Origin of the sequence: Pseudomonas sp. NFPP07, from assembly GCF_900115645.1 — a bacterium.
Lineage (GTDB): Bacteria > Pseudomonadota > Gammaproteobacteria > Pseudomonadales > Pseudomonadaceae > Aquipseudomonas > Aquipseudomonas chlororaphis.
The window spans coordinates 178,405-195,372 of record NZ_FOXG01000008.1 but is presented as its reverse complement, the minus strand read 5'-3'; the positions used below and the strand labels follow the sequence as shown (position 1 = coordinate 195,372).

Below are 16,968 nucleotides of genomic sequence, written 5' to 3'. Positions count from 1 at the left end.
CGGTGTTTGCTCGCCAATGCGATGCGCGGGTTTACAACGTCCGCCAATCGACAGAGGCCTCGAATGCGGCTGCGGCTTGATAGAGGGTGCCTTCGGCATAATGTCTTCCGACAAGCATCAGCCCCACGGGCAGTCCGTCCACCAGGCCACAAGGGATCGACATGGCGGGGTGCCCGGTAATGTCCTGAGCGGCCGTATTGCCAAGCATCTCCAACGCACGCGTGACGGTCTCGGTGATTGAAGAACCCGGCTCAGGAAGCGGCTGAGCGGTGATTGGCACAGTCGGCATGACGAGCAGGTCATAGGTGTTCAACGCTCTGTCATAGGCGTCTCGGGCAAAGCGCGCTATGTTCTGGGCCTTGGCGTAGTAGCGGCCGTTGTAGCGCTCCAGACCGAACTGGCCGACGAACATGCAAAGCTTGAGTGACGGCGACAATGCGTTTGCCTGATCGCGCCAACCGGCCTGTTTGTCCAGCAGGCCCACGTCGTAAAGCCCCTTCCAGTTAAAACCCGCTCCATTGCCGTGCATCATTTGCATGGTCAGGCCTTCACAGCCGATAGGGCTCCATAACGATCCCGCCAGGTTGTGTTCGGCAACCGATACCTCCTCGACCCGCGCGCCCAAAGCTTCGAGCCGGGCGATAGCGCTGCGTACCTTTTCTGCGATACGTGGATCCTGGTTAGCGAGTTGGAAGCCTTCCTGGAGGATCCCGATCCGGAGTCCGGTCACGCCTCGTTCCAGATAATCGCAATAGGCATCGACCTTGGGGGCGGCCTGGCGAGGGTCGAGCCCGTCGGCTCCGGCCATCACTTCGAGCATGAGCGCGTTATCGCGTACGTTGCTCGTCATGGGGCCGACATGGTCGAAAGTGGACTCGATCGCCATGACCCCGGTATAGGGCACCAGACCGAAGGTGGGCTTCATTCCATAAATGCCGCACCATGCGGCAGGAATGCGGATGGAGCCGCCTTGGTCGCCACCGATAGCCAGGTCGACCGCGCCCGTCGCCACAAGCGCCGCGCTGCCCGAAGACGAACCGCCCGTAGTGAAACCATGGCGAAAAGGGTTGTGCACAGGCGCCGGGTCTGAGGTATGGCTACCACCGGAGAGGCAGTAATGTTCACAGGTGGCTTTGCCGAGGATCGCTGCTCCAGCGTCGAGCAAACGCGTGACCACGGTGGCATCAAACGACGGTACGAAACCTTCCAGTGGTGCGGCACCGTTCATCATCGGGACACCGGCCAGAGAGATATTGTCTTTGAGCGCGACCGTCTTGCCAGCAAGCTTGCCCGAGCTGGCGCCCATCACCTCAGTTCTGTAGTACCAGGCGTTCAGCGGATTTTCCGTGCTTGAAGGGCGATAACCAGCACTGCGCTCGTAGCGCACTGAAGGGATGAAGTCTGGCAACTCGTCGACTAGATCGTAGGCATCAAAACTGGATTGCATAAGCGCCAGGTATTCGCTGGCTTGCTCGGGTGTCAGCTGTATGTGCAGGCGGCTGGCGAGATCCTGCACTTGTTCGAGAGTCGGGCGGATGATGGCCATGGGGTGTCCTGTGTCCTGTGTCCTGTGCCAACCCGTAGGGGCTGGCAATGTCTGTTCAAACGTCATCTCGGGGATGCCCGGGCCCGGCGTGCACTATTGGCGAGCCGTGGCCGGGGCTGGTATCAAGCTATCTCCACAGATTGAGCAGCGCTTGGCTGAGGAGGACAGTCGCTTGGTTGAGCGGGACTCGCTTGCTCCTGTTTTTTTATAGCCACACCACGGTAGCCGTCGGCGGCCAGAGCGAGCCCTGGCAGCAGGGAGGGTTCCTTATGGATATGCCTTCCATTGGTGTGGCTTAGGCTTATGCCGAGGGTATTAGTCTTCGGATTCAGGCGTGGCCTGTTTCTGAGATGACTTCCCGGGTTTTGGCCAGACAACCCCAACGCTTCTCATGCCTTTGGCGGGGTCCATTTCCGGGTGCGCGAGGACGACGTCCCGATAGGAGGGGCTCCCGATCACGGCCGGTTTGAACTTGATGAGGAAGTCATTGACCTCTTTGCGCAGATCCGGGGCCAGCCCGTAGTCGTCGTAGCACGCCTCGAGACAATCGAGCACGGCTTGCCAGTGCACCTCGGTCAGACCCATCCCGCGATGCGCGGTGACCATGTCTCTACCCCTGTATTTGGCGCTTCCACCCCAGTGCTCGGAAAGGAAATCGACAAAATTGATGTGTTCCTTTTGGAACGTCGATTCCGACATATGGGCCCAGATGTGCCCGATGGCGGGGTGTCCCATTGTCTTTCTCAACACTGCGCCGGCGAACTGATAGATCGCGTCATAGCCGCCAAGACGGGTATAGAGGGAGGGTTGTTGTTCCAGGGTGGGTTGCTGGTCGGTCATTGTCGGGTTACTCCGTTTCGGGTTAGAGGCATCTCATTAGCCAACGGTCGCGTTGGCACAATTGATACGGGCTGCGAGGTCTTGCGACGGATCCAAGTTGAATTCGCCGTTGGGCGTGCGCTTGGTTGATAAGGACAACGGGTGGTAGAGGCGGGCGGGTCTAAAAGACCCTGACGTAGCGCAGGTTCATGCGAAAGTCCTCTTTGGGGCCGTTCTCCACCGCAAGGTCGCGTCCAAGTTGCACCTGGAGTTGGTCCTTGGCGGTGAAAAACTTTCTGGCCGTGACACGCAAGTTGGTGGTTTCCATCCTGTCGTCCTGGTTGACGCCATCGATCTGGTTTTCCCCGCCCCAACTGTGGCCGAAGCCGATAGCCAGCGCAGTGGTCTCGTCGGGCATGTAGCGCCCCATTAACTGAGCGCCGTAGGAAACGTCCTGCTCCCGGCGGGCGGAGCTGGCGCCGAAGTCGTTGTTGTCTCCGTACCAGATGGCGTCACCGACGAGGTCGATGGCCCACTTCTCCGTGAAGTGCTTGACGTAAGCGGCCTGGAGATCGAGCTTCCAACGGTTCTCGCCAAGGTTGAGCGCGTCGTCTTTGTCATAGTCGCCAGTCGGCACGTACAAGTAAGCAGTCGCACCGAGGGTGTCGTTGGCGTCGTTGAGACGGTATTTGAGCGGCGCTGTAAGAATGAGGTCGCCGATGCCGCTGGCGTCGCCCAGACCAGAAGCGTCACCACCGCCTGATACATGACCGAAGGGCAACAGGAATTGCGGCTCGATGGTCAGCCGCTCGCTCAACTGGTAGATGTGTAGCAGACGCAGGATGCCGACATCGGACGTCAGGTTGAAATCGGAACTGGTCTTGTGGCCCTGGGAGTAGGCATTGTCCGTCGTGGAGTGCTGGTAGTAGAGCACGCCGATGGTCGCTCCCACGGGGAGCGGCTCGTAATCGCCAGGATCCACCTCGAGAGCGTGAGAGGAAAGGCTGGGGAGGAGGGCTGCAAGCGACAGGTAGCGGAACTGTTTCATGATCGAAGAACCTTTTTTCGGGCAAAAAGAGCCCCGCTATCGCCAGTCAGGCAACGCGCAGGGCTAAAAGTGGAGTCAGCGATGGAGTCAGGTGGGCGACACTGGCGCGTCGCGCATCATCCCGGTCTGCGGGTGGCAGTTGATGTACTCGAACAGTTGCTGGCTACCGTCCGCTACCGAGACCTCGTGATACAGCCGCAGCTTCGAAAGGCCTCCGATCACTCGGAAGAAAGTGGTGAAAATACGTAAGTGAGTGGGATGGGATTCTGCCCAGCGCTCCAGTTTGTCGAGCGATCGCCAGTGACCGATGTCATAGGCGATGTCGAGGAGATTGCCATCAAGGTCGATATTGCGTACGAAGCGGTTGCTATAGCAGCCCAGCGCCTGCCCCTCGTCACGCAGGAAGTTCATGCCGTCTTGCAGTGGCGGCAGCATCTCGTTGAAATAGAGCGCGCGCTCTTCCTCACCGGCTTCGACCCAGTCTTGTCCAGAGCGGATCAGCGTCAGGTTGTCGTGGCCGCGTACCACGACCCTGCCGCCTTTGGTGGGATCGCCTGAAATGACTTGCAGTTCGCTGGTCGGCTGCATCCAGTCGGTCTGTGAGATAGCAAAGCGGTCGCGCGCCGAGCCCCAGTAGCCGTGCTCCTCAATCTCGCCGCTGATGCCGTCCATGACCGCGCCGACACCTGGCAAATCGTCCTTGAATGCATACAGTGTCTCGAACTGCTCGGCACGTGGTGCGATGACCTCGCGGAAATACCCCAGCCCCTCGTTCAGGCGCGCCTCGTCGCCCCACCAGTCGGCTACAGGTGCTGAAAGTAGCCAGCGGTGATAGGCGGCGGGATCACGCCAGTAGCCCACGGCGATGAAGTTTCCATAACCCTGATTGTCGAGGTGGTAGGTCAGGTCGTGATTCCCAGGGCCATCGGCGAGGGCAAAGCTGGCGTCAATGTAGCGCATGGCCTGCAGGGCGGCGGCGCGTTGTTCGTCGCGAAATTGCACCCCGAGGTAGGCCATCACAACTTGCTTCACGTTTTCGTCAGCTCGCCCCACAAACATCGGGAAGGGCGGCTTGTAATCGTCGTGAACACGACGGGACAAAGTCCGGGGACATTTGAGATGTTTATCGATTGCAGATTCCATGGGGGGCTCCTTTATTTCCGTCTCAAACGGACGGTTCGCTGTTCTACATCCCAGTGGATGTTGTTGTTTTGCGGTGGGTACCACTCCATCGGCGTTGCAGCACCAGGGTCCCGAGCTGCACCAGGTAAGTGGCAAACTCTTCGGGTGCCATGTCCCATCGCTGTAAAAACCAGGATGAATCGGACAGCCGCTGCTGTTCTCGTAGTTGCATGACCCACCTCGTCATTCGTGTTTGTAGGGACACGGCATGGAGTGAAAATTATCGAGGGGAGATGGAATTCGCTTGGCTCGAATGGACAACCGTTTGGTTAAAAAGGACAGGTATAAATGGCCGGCATATCAGTGCGCGGCAATGGTGCGGGGCTTGTGAAATAAGGGGCGGGGCGCCCTGGGAAGTTGCAAGGGGAGTGTGTTTTGGAGGATCTAGCGACATACGCGCCAGCCGAGTGTTCCGGTGACCATCTGGTAGTGCGTCCAACTGCTGGAATGAGGCCGTGAGGGTGGCCTGCTAATTGCTTGGCTCGAAAAAACGTTACCCCGCTTTTTTGTTGAATCGCTGCCGGAAGGTGAATGCAATGAGCCAGACATGTCACTATTCGACCCTTGCCGTTACGGCACCCCTCCGGTTTGATTACTGGAAAGATGTGGTTTGTCATCACTGCCTGGACGCCGACAGCAAACTGCTGGCGCAGAGCGATTTCGACGGGGTGCTGGAGGTGCATGGCATGGGCGCATTGGACATCTGCACGTTGTCCGCACCCTTGCATTATTGGGAGCGGTCCGCCCAGCACCTGCGCAGTGATCCTAATGACGATTTGTGGTTGGGCTTTACCAGGAGCGGTTATGGTGAACTGGAACAGTCTGACCGACGGACGAAGCTCACCGCGGACGATCTGTTTCTTTATGACGCATCCCAGCCGTTCAGATTCAGCTTCGGCGGTACCGACAATCACCTTGTCCGCATTCCGCGACAACTGCTCAGTCAGCGGTTACCCGGCATAGCAGGTTGCACCGCGATGGTTCTGGATGATCGTCGCCCAGGGGTGATTCCGTTACGCGAGATGTTGCGCCAAGCCGCGAGTATGCCCTCAGGCTTCCATAACACGGGAATATCCAGTCGTTACTCCAGCACCTTGCTCGACCTTCTGGTGGTCAGCCTGGAACTCCAGGATTTAAAGCAGACTCATGACGAGCTGGACCTGTATGGCCGGATCATGAATTACATCCACCAATATTTGACCGATGTGGACCTGTCGCTCGAACGCATTGCTCAAGCTCACCATGTCTCCACGCGCACTGTGACGCGCGCTTTCGCTCGTCATCAGAAATCGCCGGTCGCGGAAATTTGGAAGGCACGCTTGCTCGCGAGCCGCGACGCGATTGAGCGCGGTCAAGTCCGCAGTATTTCCCAGGCGGCGCTGGATTTCGGTTTCTCCGACTTCTCTCATTTCAGCCACGCCTTTCGCAAGGCCTTTGGCATTGCTCCCCATACTCTTCTGCGACGAGAGTGAAATGGACGGGCTTTATCGCTTCTGAAGCGAAAGCCATTTGAAGGTGATCATCCGAGAGGAGTGTGCAGCGGCTGGCTTTGCCGTAGCGTGGTGCCAGCGGTGATAGTTGCTTTCAATGTCATTGCACGCGCAGCTGCATGACAAACCGACTGGAACAGTGGCTCCAGGACAATGGTTTCTGGCAAAAAAAATTGAAACTTGCCCCCGTATTTGCCCCCGCTCGTATCGGCTGTACGAGTGAGCAGTGCGGCCAATCGCGGCTTTTCGTTTGTATCGTCCTGAGCGACGAGCCGTCCCTGGCTCCCCACCTCAAACAAGCTAGAACGGGCCGATGCCTGAGACTGCTGACAGGAACATTGGGCGCACGCAATGCCGTATCAAAGACTCTCGGGGTCGCCGAAGAACATCTGAATCCGCGAGCGCAGCCAGCGTTCGCCCGGGTCGTTGTCCTGGGAGCCGCGCCAGGCCATGTGCAGTTCGAAGGTGCGCACCGGCAGGGGTGGGTCTTCGGCGCGCACGCCGCCGGCGGCGGTCAGGGCTTCGGCGGTGTAGTCCGGCACGGTGGCGACGATGTCGGTGCCGGTGAGCAGGGTGCTCAGGCCGTTGAACTGCGGGACCGCGAGCACCACGTGACGCTTGCGCCCGAGTTTTTCCAGCTCTTCATCGATAAAACCGCTGAGGTCGCCGGCGAACGACACCAGGGCGTGGGGGCGGGCGCAGAAGTCGTCGAGGCTCAGGGCGCCGGGCATGCTGTCGGCCCGCAGCAGCTTGGGCAGGCTGCGGCGCAGCACCTTGCGCTTGGCGTTGGCGGGCAGGTCCTGGGTGTAGCTGACGCCGATGGAAATCTCGCCGGAGGCCAGCAGGGCCGGCATCAGCAGGTAGTTGGCGCGGCGCACCACCAGCACGATCCCCGGCGCCTCGGCGCGCAGGCGCTTGAGCAGCATCGGCAGCAGGGCGAACTCGACGTCGTCGGACAGGCCGATGCGGAACACCGCGGTGCTGGTCGCCGGGTCGAATTCGGCGGCGCGGCTGACCGCGGTGGAGATCGAGTCGAGGGCGGGCGAGAGCAGGGCGAAAATCTCCACCGCCCGGGCCGACGGCTCCATGCTGCGCCCGGTGCGCACGAACAGCGGATCGTCGAACAGGCTGCGCAGGCGCGACAGCGCCGCACTGATGGCCGGCTGGCCGAGGAAGAGTTTCTCCGCCGCCCGGGTCACGCTGCGTTCATGCATTAATGTTTCGAACACGATCAACAGGTTCAGGTCGACACGACGCAGGTCATTACGATTCATCTTGAGTCCTGGCAGAGTCAGCAAACTTGACGAGAGCGGCCATATGAGAACAATGGCCGGCATGAATCTTACGGGGAAAGGCTGCTACTCTGCACCGGCTAATTGTTTTTTCCTGTAAGGAACCCTTCGCTCTGGCACGCTGTTTCCCGTTGTTGCAGGTGCTGCGGAATCAATGACAGGCATGTCGACTATTAATAGCCACTGATGGTCTTGGCCAGAAAGCCCAGATAGAGTTCAGGGCATTAGAGGTTACTTTGACGAGGTTTGCGATGTCCCGCACGATCCGTTTTCACAAGTTTGGTCCGGCCGAGGTGCTCAAGTGCGAAGAGCATGCGGCCGCTCTGCCTGCGCCAGGCGAAGTGCAGGTGCGTGTCGAAGCGATCGGCATCAGTTGGTACGACGTCCTTTGGCGCCAGAACCTGGCGTCTTCCCATGCCCGCCTGCCTTCCGGCCTTGGCCATGAGATGGCCGGCGTGGTGACTGCGGTCGGCGAAGGTGTCGACGACCTGGCCATTGGCGACAAGGTTGCCAGCTTCCCGGCCGAAAGCCCGAACGATTATCCAGTCTATGGCGAGCTGATTGTCCTGCCACGCTCGGCGTTGACCCGCTATCCCGATGTGCTCAGCCCGGTGGAAGCCGCGGTGCATTACACGCCGCTGCTGGTGGCCTACTTTGCCTATGTCGACCTGGCGCGGGTCAAGCCCGGGCAGTTCGCCCTGGTCACCGATGCCAGCCACTGCGCCGGTCCGTCCTTTGTCCAGTTGGGCAAGGCGCTCGGAGTGCGGGTGATTGCCGCGACCAAGACCGCTGATGAGCGTGAGTACCTGCTGTCCCTGGGGGCCGAGAAAGTCATCGTCACCGAAGAGCAGGACCTGCTCATGCAGATCAACAAATACACCGACAACCGTGGTGTCGACGTGGTGTTCGATGGCCTGGGTGGTCCGCAGATGTCGATGCTCGGCGACGTCCTGGCGCCGCGCGGCAGCCTGGTGCTGTACGGCCTGCAAGGCGGCAACCAGACACCGTTCCCGGCCTGCGCGGCGTTCCAGAAGAACATCCAGTTCTTCGTGCACTGCATCGGCAACTTCACCGGCAAGCCCGAGCTGGGCATCATCCAGGACCAGGTGGCCTTGCAGCGCGCCTTGCGCGACATCAACCAGCTGACGGCTGATCGTGTGCTGCTGCCGCTGAAGACCCGGATCTTCCCGTTCAACGAGTTCGTCGAAGCCCACCGCTACATGGACGAGTGTCCTTGCCGCGAACGGGTCGCACTGCAGGTCGAACCGGCCTGATCCTGACGCCAGGGTTCGCCATCGCGCACTCTGGCGTTTCTGTCCTCGCGGTCACTCCCTTCTTTATATTCCTGTCTCGATCCTGAGTGTCTTCTGTGCAGCAGCCGACAATGGCCTATGTTGCGCCTGCTTATTGTGCTGGCCTCCACGGATAGATCCCGTCGCGTTGCGGTCAAACTGCCAGTAAACTGCGCAGCACTCACCGAACCATCCATTTCCCGAGGTTTTGCATGACACTCAGTCCTTTTGCGGGCAAACCGGCACCGACAGAATTGCTGGTCGATCTTCCGCGACTGGTAACGGCCTACTACACCGGCCAGCCCGATGCCGCCATCTCTACCCAGCGGGTCGCCTTCGGCACCTCGGGGCATCGTGGCAGCTCGTTCGACCTGAGTTTCAATGAATGGCATGTCCTCGCCATCAGCCAGGCGATCTGCCTGTATCGCCAGGCCCAGGGCATCGATGGCCCGCTGTTCGTCGGCATCGATACCCACGCCTTGTCCACCCCGGCCGGTGCCAGCGCCCTGGAAGTGCTGGCCGCCAACGGCGTGACCGTGATGATCGCCGCTGGCGACGAGTACACCCCGACGCCGGCGGTGTCCCATGCGATTCTCTGCTACAACCGCGGCCGCACCAGCGGCCTGGCCGACGGCATCGTGATCACTCCGTCGCACAACCCGCCACAAAGCGGTGGCTACAAGTACAACCCTACCAACGGCGGCCCGGCCGACACCCACATCACCAAGTGGATCGAAGCCAAGGCCAACGAACTGCTGGCCAACAAGCTGGCCGGTGTGAAGCGCATCAGCTATGAGCAGGCGCTGAAGGCCGACACCACCCATCGTCACGACTACGTCAACAGCTATGTCGCCGACCTGATCAACGTCATCGACCTGGACGCCATCCGCAACGCCAAGCTGCGCCTGGGCGTCGATCCGCTGGGCGGAGCAGGGGTGCGCTACTGGTCGGCGATTGCCGAGCACTATCGCCTGGACCTGGAAGTGGTCAACAAGGAAGTCGATGCCACCTTCCGTTTCATGTCCGTCGACTGGGATGGCCAGATCCGCATGGACCCGTCGTCCAGCTATGCGATGCAAGGCCTGATCGGCCTGAAGAATCGTTTCGACGTGGCCTTCGGCTGCGACCCGGACCACGACCGCCACGGTATCGTGACCCCGACTGGCGGCCTGCTGGCGCCGAACAATTACCTGGCGGTGGCCATCGACTACCTGTTCCAGAACCGCCCGCACTGGCGCGCCGACGCGGCCGTGGGCAAGACCGTGGTCAGCAGCGGCCTGATCGACCGCGTGGCGGCGCGCCTGGGCCGTCGCCTGTACGAAGTTCCGGTGGGCTTCAAGTGGTTCGCCGACGGCCTGTTCGACGGCTCCCTCGGCTTTGGCGGTGAAGAGAGCGCCGGTGCATCGTTCCTGCGCAAGGACGGCGGCGTCTGGAGCACCGACAAGGACGGCCTGATCCCGGCCTTGCTGGCCGCGGAAATGACCGCCCGCACCGGCCGCGACCCGAGCCAGGCCTACCGTGCCTTGTGCGACGAGTTGGGCGAGCCGTTCTCGGTGCGCGTCGATGCCAAGGCCAACCCGCAGCAGAAGGCGCTGCTCGGCAAGCTGTCGCCGCAGCAGGTGACCTCGACCCAGCTGGCCGGCGAAAGCATCCAGAAGATCCTCAGCCATGCGCCGGGCAACGACCAGGCGATCGGCGGCCTCAAGGTCATGACCGAGAACGGCTGGTTCGCCGCGCGTCCATCGGGCACCGAAGACATCTACAAGATCTACGCCGAGAGCTTTATCGGCGACGATCACCTGAAGCAATTGGTGCAGGAAGCGCAGACCCTGGTGGACGGCGCGATCAGCGGCTGATCCAGCGGTATTTCGCGGCAGAAAAAAAGGGGCGACCAGACGGTCGCCCCTTTTTTTGTTTGCCGTTAACGCCTCAAGCCAGGTCCACCAGGACGATTTCGCTGTCCTCGAGGGCGGTGACCCGCAGCAGGCGTTCATCCTCCACCGCGACACCGTCTCGAGCTTCGGCGCGCAAGCCATTGACTTCAATCACCCCGGTCGCCGGCACCAGGTAGGCCCGACGGCCCTGGTCCAGCGGGTATTCGGCGGACTCGCCGGCCTTCAGGTTGGCGGCTACCAGGCGCGCATCGGCACGAATCCGCAGGCTCTGGTCATCGCCTTGCTTGCCGCTGGCCAGGGTCACGAAGCCTTCGCGCTCGCCTTTGGGGAACGGCTTGGCACCCCAGGACGGCGCGGATCCGGCCTCGTTGGGGATGATCCAGATCTGGAAGATCCTGGTTTCGCCGGCTTCCAGGTTGTATTCGCTGTGGGCAATCCCGGTACCGGCGCTCATCACCTGCACGTCGCCAGCCTCGGTGCGGCCCTTGTTGCCCAGGTTGTCCTGGTGGGTGATAGCACCTTCACGGACGTAGGTGATGATTTCCATGTCGCGGTGCGGGTGCTGCGGAAAACCGCTGCCGGGGGCGATCACGTCGTCGTTCCACACGCGCAGGTTGCCCCAGTTCATGCGTTTGGGGTCGTAGTACTCGGCGAACGAAAAGTGGTGGTGGGCATCCAACCAGCCATGATGGGCGCCGCCCAGGGATTTGAAGGGTCTGAGTTCAAGCATGATCGTCTCCTGTCAGGGTTCGTCATGGGGCGCCTTGGTGGAGCCGCAGAACGAGACCGGTGATTGATGGCGCTCATCATCCATCAGCAAAGCATCGATAAAAAGCGCAAAAACTGCCGTTATCAGATCTAATAAATAGATATATTTTGGAGTCTTTCTTCTGCCTCCAAACATTCAGTTCGGGGCTTAAGTGGATGACTTGTAAGCATTTCACTAGAAGTCATCGACGAATGAAGCGACCATACCGTCCCACACAGCCTCACACCCTGGAGTCAGCGTGCCGCAACACACCCCCGATCTTCCTCCCGAACTCTTGCCCCTGGCCGAAATGCCGCTGCTCAAGCGCTTGGCGGCCAGGTTCTTCGGTCATGGCCTCAGTCGCTTGCGCGCCCAGCATCGCGCGTCCTGGTTGCATGGCCAGGCGGACGGCTTTCGCAGCGGGCATACCGCCGGGGTGGAATACGGTTACCAGGAGGGCAAGGCCGAGGGACTGGAGCAGGGCCGTCAGGTCCTGCTGATTCGCGACAGCCGCTCCACCGAGCATCCGGCGCCCGGGGTAGACGATTATCTGTTCGACGACTGGCGCCTGCCGCTGAGCGCCGAACTGAAGAAGCGCATCAAGGCCGATGTTGGCCGCCTGCTGCCGGCCCATGCCCAACCCAGCAGCGCGCAATGGAAGATGATCTTCAGCGAAACCCCGTCCACCTCGGTGATTGCCGGCGCTGGCGCGGGCAAGTCGACCTCCCTGGTCCTGCGCATCCTGCTGCTCAACCATTACCTGGGCTTCGAGCTCGACTCGATGACCGTGGTGACCTTCACCCGCGAGTCGCGCAAGGACTTCATCAACAAGCTGCTGGAAGTGTTCGCGCTCTGGGGCCGGCCCCTGGGCCTCAAGGAGGCGCGGGAACTGGTGCGTACCTTCCACTCGCGCATCCTGCCGATGGTCCGCAGCCTGCCGGGTTTCGAGCGCCTGCAGGCCTTCGAGAACCTCAGCGATCGCCCGGCGGCGGGGGATCTGGAGGTCGACAGCAATCCCTTCGACCTGCGGATCAACGACGCCCAGCGCAAGCACCTGAATGCCTGTTACCACGCCCTGCACCGGCGTGACGGGCGTTTTCGCGAGGCGATCAAGCCGTTGCTGCGCCATGCCCTGCAACTCAAGGAGCTGGAGCGCGATCACCCGGACGTGCAAAAACGCATGGCCGTGACCGAACTGGCGGCCAAGCGCGACGAAGAGCTGTGCGACACCCTGGAAGACTTGTGGTTTCGTGCCGGCGCCTGGCCGATCAAGGGCATCGAGCCGAACCGGCAGACGGTCGAGATCAACGGCTCGCAGTTCCATTGCCATGGCTACGTCGCCGAGCTGGATGCCTGGGTGGTGCTGGGGTTCGATCCTCGGGAAAACCCGCAGTTGAGTCGCCCCGGATCGAAGCTTTCGGTGCGCGCGGAGTGGGCGGTAAAGCGCACCCTGTTTCAAGCTTTCTGTCGTAAGCCAATGATTTGGCTAGATAGTTACGATTCGGCAAAGCGCGTCCTGTCGTCCCTGGCCGGGGATGCCAGCGCCGGGCCGGGCTTCGACTACAAGGTCAAGGGCGAGCTGGCGTCGGCGCCGTTGCTGGACTGTTTTGTCGCCGCGGCCGGGTTTATCGAGAACCTTGGGCTGGACGTCTCGGTGGCCGTGGGCCAGATGGTGTTTGCCCGGGACGACCCGGACCGCTTTTTCTTCGAGGCCCTGAGCCTGTTCTGGCGGGCGCTGGATGATCATCTGCTCGACCAGTCACCGCCGATCATGAGCTACAACCGCATGTTCGCGCTGTTCGGCGAGAACACCCCGGAGAACTTCAAGCTGCTCAGCGATGAGCGGCTGCGGCCGATGTCGCACCTGATGATCGACGAATTCCAGGACGTCTCGCCGCAGATCGTCTCGTGGATTCGCGCCAGCCTGCGCGAGATCCGCAGTCGCGGGCCGGCGATGCATGTCGGCCGCGGGGCTCAGCGCTCGTCGTTGCTCTGCGTGGGGGACGACTGGCAGTCGATCTACGGCTGGCGCGGCAGTTCGCCGAAATTCTTCATGGAGTTCAACAAGGAATTCCCGTCGCCGGCCACCACCCGGGTGATGCTCAGCGAGAACTATCGCAGCCACCAGCACATCATCGACGCGGCGGAACATATCGTCCGCGCCGCGCCGGCGATTGCCGGGAAGAAGGCCAAGGCCAGCGGCGAACCCAAGGAAGTGTTGCCGGTGAATGTGCTGGACCGCGATGACCAGGGGCTTGCGGCACGGCTGGCGGAGCACTATCGCAATGGCGATTCGATCTTGATGCTGTTTCGAAAAAGTAGCGATAAATCATTGATTGAAGAGCATATTTTACCAATAGTTAATGTTGATTCTAGATTGCCGGCCGAGGACCGACGCCTCAAGCAACTGACCTATCACAGCTCCAAGGGCTTGCAGGCGGATGCGGTGTTCCTGCTGGGCGATTGCCAGCACCTGACCAGTTCGCCCTACAAGAACCAGGTCTATCGCATGGCCGGGCTGGGCAAGGATGGCGACAGCGAGCCCTACGACAATGCGCAGAAGGACGAGACCTTGCGCCTGGCCTATGTCGGCATCACCCGGGCGGTGAAACATTGCTACTGGTATGTGGACCGTCCAGACACCCAGGCGGTCAATGCACCCAAGGCGTCGGACCGGATTCCCCAGGGCAAGCCGTTCTTCGCCGACCTGCGGGCCTGAAAAAGCCCGCGCGATGGCGGGCTTGAAAACAGTCTGGAGCGGCCTGGGGCCAGGAGCAGAGCGACCCTAGGCTTTCAAGGCGAGTGGCGGCATGAAGGCCTCCAGCTCGTCTTCCACCGCCTCGATTATTCGCTCGACATCGGTGGCATTCATCACGGTGGCGCAGGGGATGCCGGCAATGGCGATCATGGTCTCGCCGCTGGCACGATCGAAGAGCCGGGCGATCATGCTGCCGGGTGCATCCATGCTGGCCTCGAAGCCCATGGGGTGAAAATGCCAGCGCATCAGCTGGCAGGCGTTGGGAAAGGTGACTTTGCTGGCGGAGACTCTATTCATGGATTGCCCACCTTGATCATTGAGCGCTTCCTTGTGCTCGCGGTAGGTATGGAAGGACCGTCACTGGACCAACCTGTGGAGCTTTTAAAAATAGCACCGGGATATGACATTCAACGGTTTTTTTCAGGCCGTTTGGCGATTGTCTTGCACTTTTTTGATGCAGGTCATTTCCGCCTGCGGTTTAGGCAAAACGCCAGTATCCAGGGGCCATGCATTGGCCATTGAAGCGCTGGACGAACTTCGGCAAGCTGCGCCTTTCCATCCCCTGAGCCGTTATCTCTGCCCCTATGTCTTCCCTTGATGATGGCCCGGCGCAAACCCAGGCCACCGGCGAGACGGTGCTGCGCTATCACCTGTGCTGGAAGCACCGCGACCTCGATGGCGTCATGGCGCTGTATCACCCGCAAGTCCAGTACAACGACTTTTTCCAGAACCGCACCCTGGGCCTGGACGAGCTGCGCGAATACGTGCGCAACAGCATGCCGCGCGCGCCGGACGAGGCCCTGGAGCACAGCGACCGCATCCGCCTGGACGGCAACACCGCGTTCATTCAATACCAGGTGACCCTGCGTGGCGGGCAGGGCCTGGTGTCGTTTCGCGCGAGCGAGGCGATCACCGTGCGTGACGGCCTGATCTGGCGGGTCAACGAATACGCTTCGCTGGTGCGCGAGACCGCGCCGGGCAAGGCCCAACGCAGCGCGCGGCCGGCGGTCAGCCGCCTGGGCCTGTCGCCGCGCCAGCTGAGTTTCATGGCCGAGGACCTGCAGCAGTACTTCGAGCGCCAGCAGCCGTACCTCGACCCGGAACTGGACCTGCAGCGGGTGGCGAAGGAGTGCGGCTACAGCCGCAACCAGATCTCCTACCTGCTCAATCAGGTGCTGGGGCAGAGTTTCTATCGCTATGTGAACCAGGCGCGCCTGCAGCATCTGCTGGCGGCCCTGGACCAGGCGACGCCGCCGGTGCGCATCGACGAGTTGGCGTTCGCCGCTGGCTTCAACTCGCTGTCGGCGTTCTACAGCTGTTTCCGCCAGCACACCGGCCTGTCGCCCAAGGCCTACGCCAGGCAAATTTCTTTGCGTGCACGCGCGCAAGACAACCCCTGAGCCCAGGCACTAGGATCGGCGCCATCGAAGTTCGGGTGGCGGAGTGCGTGTATGCCAGCGTGGCGCAATATCAGTTTGTGGATGGATCAGCTCGACGAGCCGCTGCTGGCCCGGCCATCGCTGGAGCAGGACCTGGATGTCGACGTGGCGATCATCGGCGCCGGTTATACCGGGCTGTGGACCGCCTATTACCTCAAGCGCCTGGCGCCGACCCTGAACATCGCCATCGTCGAGGCGCAGACCGCCGGCTTCGGCGCCTCCGGGCGCAACGGCGGCTGGCTGATGGGCAACCTTTTGGGCGAGGACCGGTTGCTGGCCGGGTTGAGCCCCGAACAGCGCCGCGCCTCCTTCGACCTGCTGCACGGCATTCCCGATGAAGTGGCCATCGTCCTTGAACGCGAAGGCATCGACTGCGATTACCGCAAGGGCGGGGTGCTGTATTGCGCGGCGCGTTACCCCGAGCAGGAAATCACCCAGCGCCGCTACCTGGACAAGCTCTATCGCCAGGGCCTCGACGAGCGCGACTACCGCTGGCTGAGCCCCGAGCAACTGGCCCGGCAGATCCGCGTGGCCAAGGCCTACGGCGGCATCTACGCGCCCCACTGCGCGACCATCCAGCCGGCCAAGCTGGTGCGCGGCCTGGCCCGGGCCGTGGAGCGCCTGGGCGTGCGCATCTACGAAAACAGCCCGGTCAGCCACTGGCAGGCCGGCAGCCTGCAAACCGCCAGGGCCAGCGTGCGTTGCCGCTGGATAGTGCCGGCGGTGGAGGGCTATTCGGTGACCTTGCCGCCCCTGGGCCGTTACCAGTTGCCGGTGCAAAGCCTGCTGGTGGCCACCGAGCCTTTGTCGGCCGCGACCTGGGACGAGATCGGCCTGAACCAGGGCCAGGCGTTCAGCGAAAGCAGTCGCCAGGTGACCTACGGCCAGCGCACCGCGGATAACCGCCTGGTGTTCGGCGCCCGTGGCGGTTATCAGTTCGCCGGCAAGTTGCGCCACGACTTCGACCTGACCCGCAGTGAAGTCGAGCTGCGGCGCTACCTGTTCAGCGAGCTTTTCCCGCAGCTGAAAAACGTGCGGATCACCCATTCCTGGGGCGGCAACCTGGGCATGTCCCGGCACTTCCGGCCGCACATGCTCTGCGACCGCCAGCGCGGCATCGCCTTGTCCGGCGGCTACGGCGGCGAAGGCGTGGGCGCCAGCAACCTTGGCGGGCGGACCCTGGCCGCGCTGATCCTCGAACGCGACAGTGAGCTGACCCGCCAGCCCTGGGTGATCCCCGAGGGCGGCCTCGACGCCTTGCGTGCCTGGGAGCCGGAGCCGTGCCGCTGGCTGGGCTACAACGCGATCATTCGCAGCTTCGTCCATGAAGACCAGGCCCTGGCCAACCCGGCCACGCCGCCCTGGCGCCGGCGGCTGGCCAGCCGGGTGGCGGGCTTCATGGAAGGCCTGATGCACTAATCAGGTTTTTGACAGCGGTTTTTTCCATCGACAGGTAGCG

Annotated in this window: 14 protein-coding genes; 7 read left to right on the top strand and 7 right to left on the bottom strand. The window is 61.7% G+C overall.

The window, feature by feature from the left end; genetic code table 11:
* Positions 1–31 precede the first annotated feature (31 nt).
* From BM019_RS21420 to BM019_RS21405, 4 genes are all read right to left on the bottom strand, one after another.
* Entirely contained in the window at positions 32–1,546 is a 1,515-nt protein-coding gene (locus tag BM019_RS21420) for an amidase (RefSeq protein WP_092420068.1), read from the bottom strand.
* A 315-nt stretch (positions 1,547–1,861) separates the two neighbouring features.
* Positions 1,862–2,386, bottom strand: coding sequence for a group I truncated hemoglobin (locus tag BM019_RS21415; protein ID WP_009044111.1), 525 nt, complete (start codon positions 2,384–2,386; stop codon positions 1,862–1,864).
* Positions 2,387–2,546: 160 nt separating this feature from the next.
* The gene (locus BM019_RS21410) at positions 2,547–3,413 is read right to left on the bottom strand and encodes a transporter (protein WP_092420065.1); all 867 of its coding nucleotides are present in this window, start codon (positions 3,411–3,413) and stop codon (positions 2,547–2,549) included.
* 87 nt (positions 3,414–3,500) lie between these two features.
* Positions 3,501–4,556 carry an aliphatic aldoxime dehydratase gene (locus BM019_RS21405; RefSeq protein ID WP_092420062.1) on the bottom strand — a complete coding sequence of 352 codons (1,056 nt, stop codon included), beginning with the start codon at positions 4,554–4,556 and terminating at the stop codon, positions 3,501–3,503.
* Positions 4,557–5,131: 575 nt separating this feature from the next.
* On the opposite strand from BM019_RS21405, the gene BM019_RS21400 reads away from it, so the two are divergent.
* The gene (locus BM019_RS21400) at positions 5,132–6,067 is read left to right on the top strand and encodes an AraC-like ligand-binding domain-containing protein (RefSeq protein ID WP_092420059.1); all 936 of its coding nucleotides are present in this window, start codon (positions 5,132–5,134) and stop codon (positions 6,065–6,067) included.
* Positions 6,068–6,444: 377 nt separating this feature from the next.
* Here BM019_RS21400 and BM019_RS21395 read toward each other — a convergent pair whose 3' ends face one another.
* Entirely contained in the window at positions 6,445–7,359 is a 915-nt protein-coding gene (locus BM019_RS21395; protein WP_009044100.1) for a LysR family transcriptional regulator, read from the bottom strand.
* Positions 7,360–7,628: 269 nt separating this feature from the next.
* On the opposite strand from BM019_RS21395, the gene BM019_RS21390 reads away from it, so the two are divergent.
* Complete coding sequence (locus BM019_RS21390; protein WP_092420056.1) at positions 7,629–8,651, top strand: zinc-dependent alcohol dehydrogenase family protein; 1,023 nt, start codon at positions 7,629–7,631, stop codon at positions 8,649–8,651.
* Positions 8,652–8,881: 230 nt separating this feature from the next.
* A complete protein-coding gene (pgm, locus tag BM019_RS21385) occupies positions 8,882–10,525 on the top strand; it encodes a phosphoglucomutase (alpha-D-glucose-1,6-bisphosphate-dependent) (protein ID WP_092420053.1) in 1,644 nt (547 codons plus the stop codon).
* Positions 10,526–10,598: 73 nt separating this feature from the next.
* Here the strand turns inward: pgm and BM019_RS21380 are convergent, their stop codons facing one another.
* Positions 10,599–11,294, bottom strand: coding sequence for a pirin family protein (locus tag BM019_RS21380; protein ID WP_092420050.1), 696 nt, complete (start codon positions 11,292–11,294; stop codon positions 10,599–10,601).
* A 277-nt stretch (positions 11,295–11,571) separates the two neighbouring features.
* On the opposite strand from BM019_RS21380, the gene BM019_RS21375 reads away from it, so the two are divergent.
* Positions 11,572–14,031: a UvrD-helicase domain-containing protein gene (locus BM019_RS21375; protein ID WP_092420048.1), complete on the top strand. Its 2,460-nt coding sequence runs from the start codon at positions 11,572–11,574 to the stop codon at positions 14,029–14,031.
* Between the two features lie 66 nt (positions 14,032–14,097).
* Here the strand turns inward: BM019_RS21375 and BM019_RS21370 are convergent, their stop codons facing one another.
* The gene (locus tag BM019_RS21370; RefSeq protein ID WP_007924808.1) at positions 14,098–14,367 is read right to left on the bottom strand and encodes a DUF1652 domain-containing protein; all 270 of its coding nucleotides are present in this window, start codon (positions 14,365–14,367) and stop codon (positions 14,098–14,100) included.
* A 12-nt stretch (positions 14,368–14,379) separates the two neighbouring features.
* Here BM019_RS21370 and BM019_RS30580 point away from each other — a divergent pair, with 12 nt between their 5' ends.
* The 3 genes from BM019_RS30580 (at position 14,380) to BM019_RS21360 (ending at position 16,928) form a co-directional block, all read left to right on the top strand.
* On the top strand, positions 14,380–14,592 hold the full coding sequence (locus BM019_RS30580; RefSeq protein ID WP_124298106.1) for a hypothetical protein: 213 nt from the start codon (positions 14,380–14,382) through the stop codon (positions 14,590–14,592).
* Positions 14,593–14,654: 62 nt separating this feature from the next.
* A complete protein-coding gene (locus tag BM019_RS21365; protein ID WP_092420045.1) occupies positions 14,655–15,470 on the top strand; it encodes a helix-turn-helix domain-containing protein in 816 nt (271 codons plus the stop codon).
* Between the two features lie 51 nt (positions 15,471–15,521).
* Entirely contained in the window at positions 15,522–16,928 is a 1,407-nt protein-coding gene (locus tag BM019_RS21360) for an NAD(P)/FAD-dependent oxidoreductase (protein ID WP_085530710.1), read from the top strand.
* The last annotated feature ends 40 nt before the right edge of the window (positions 16,929–16,968 follow it).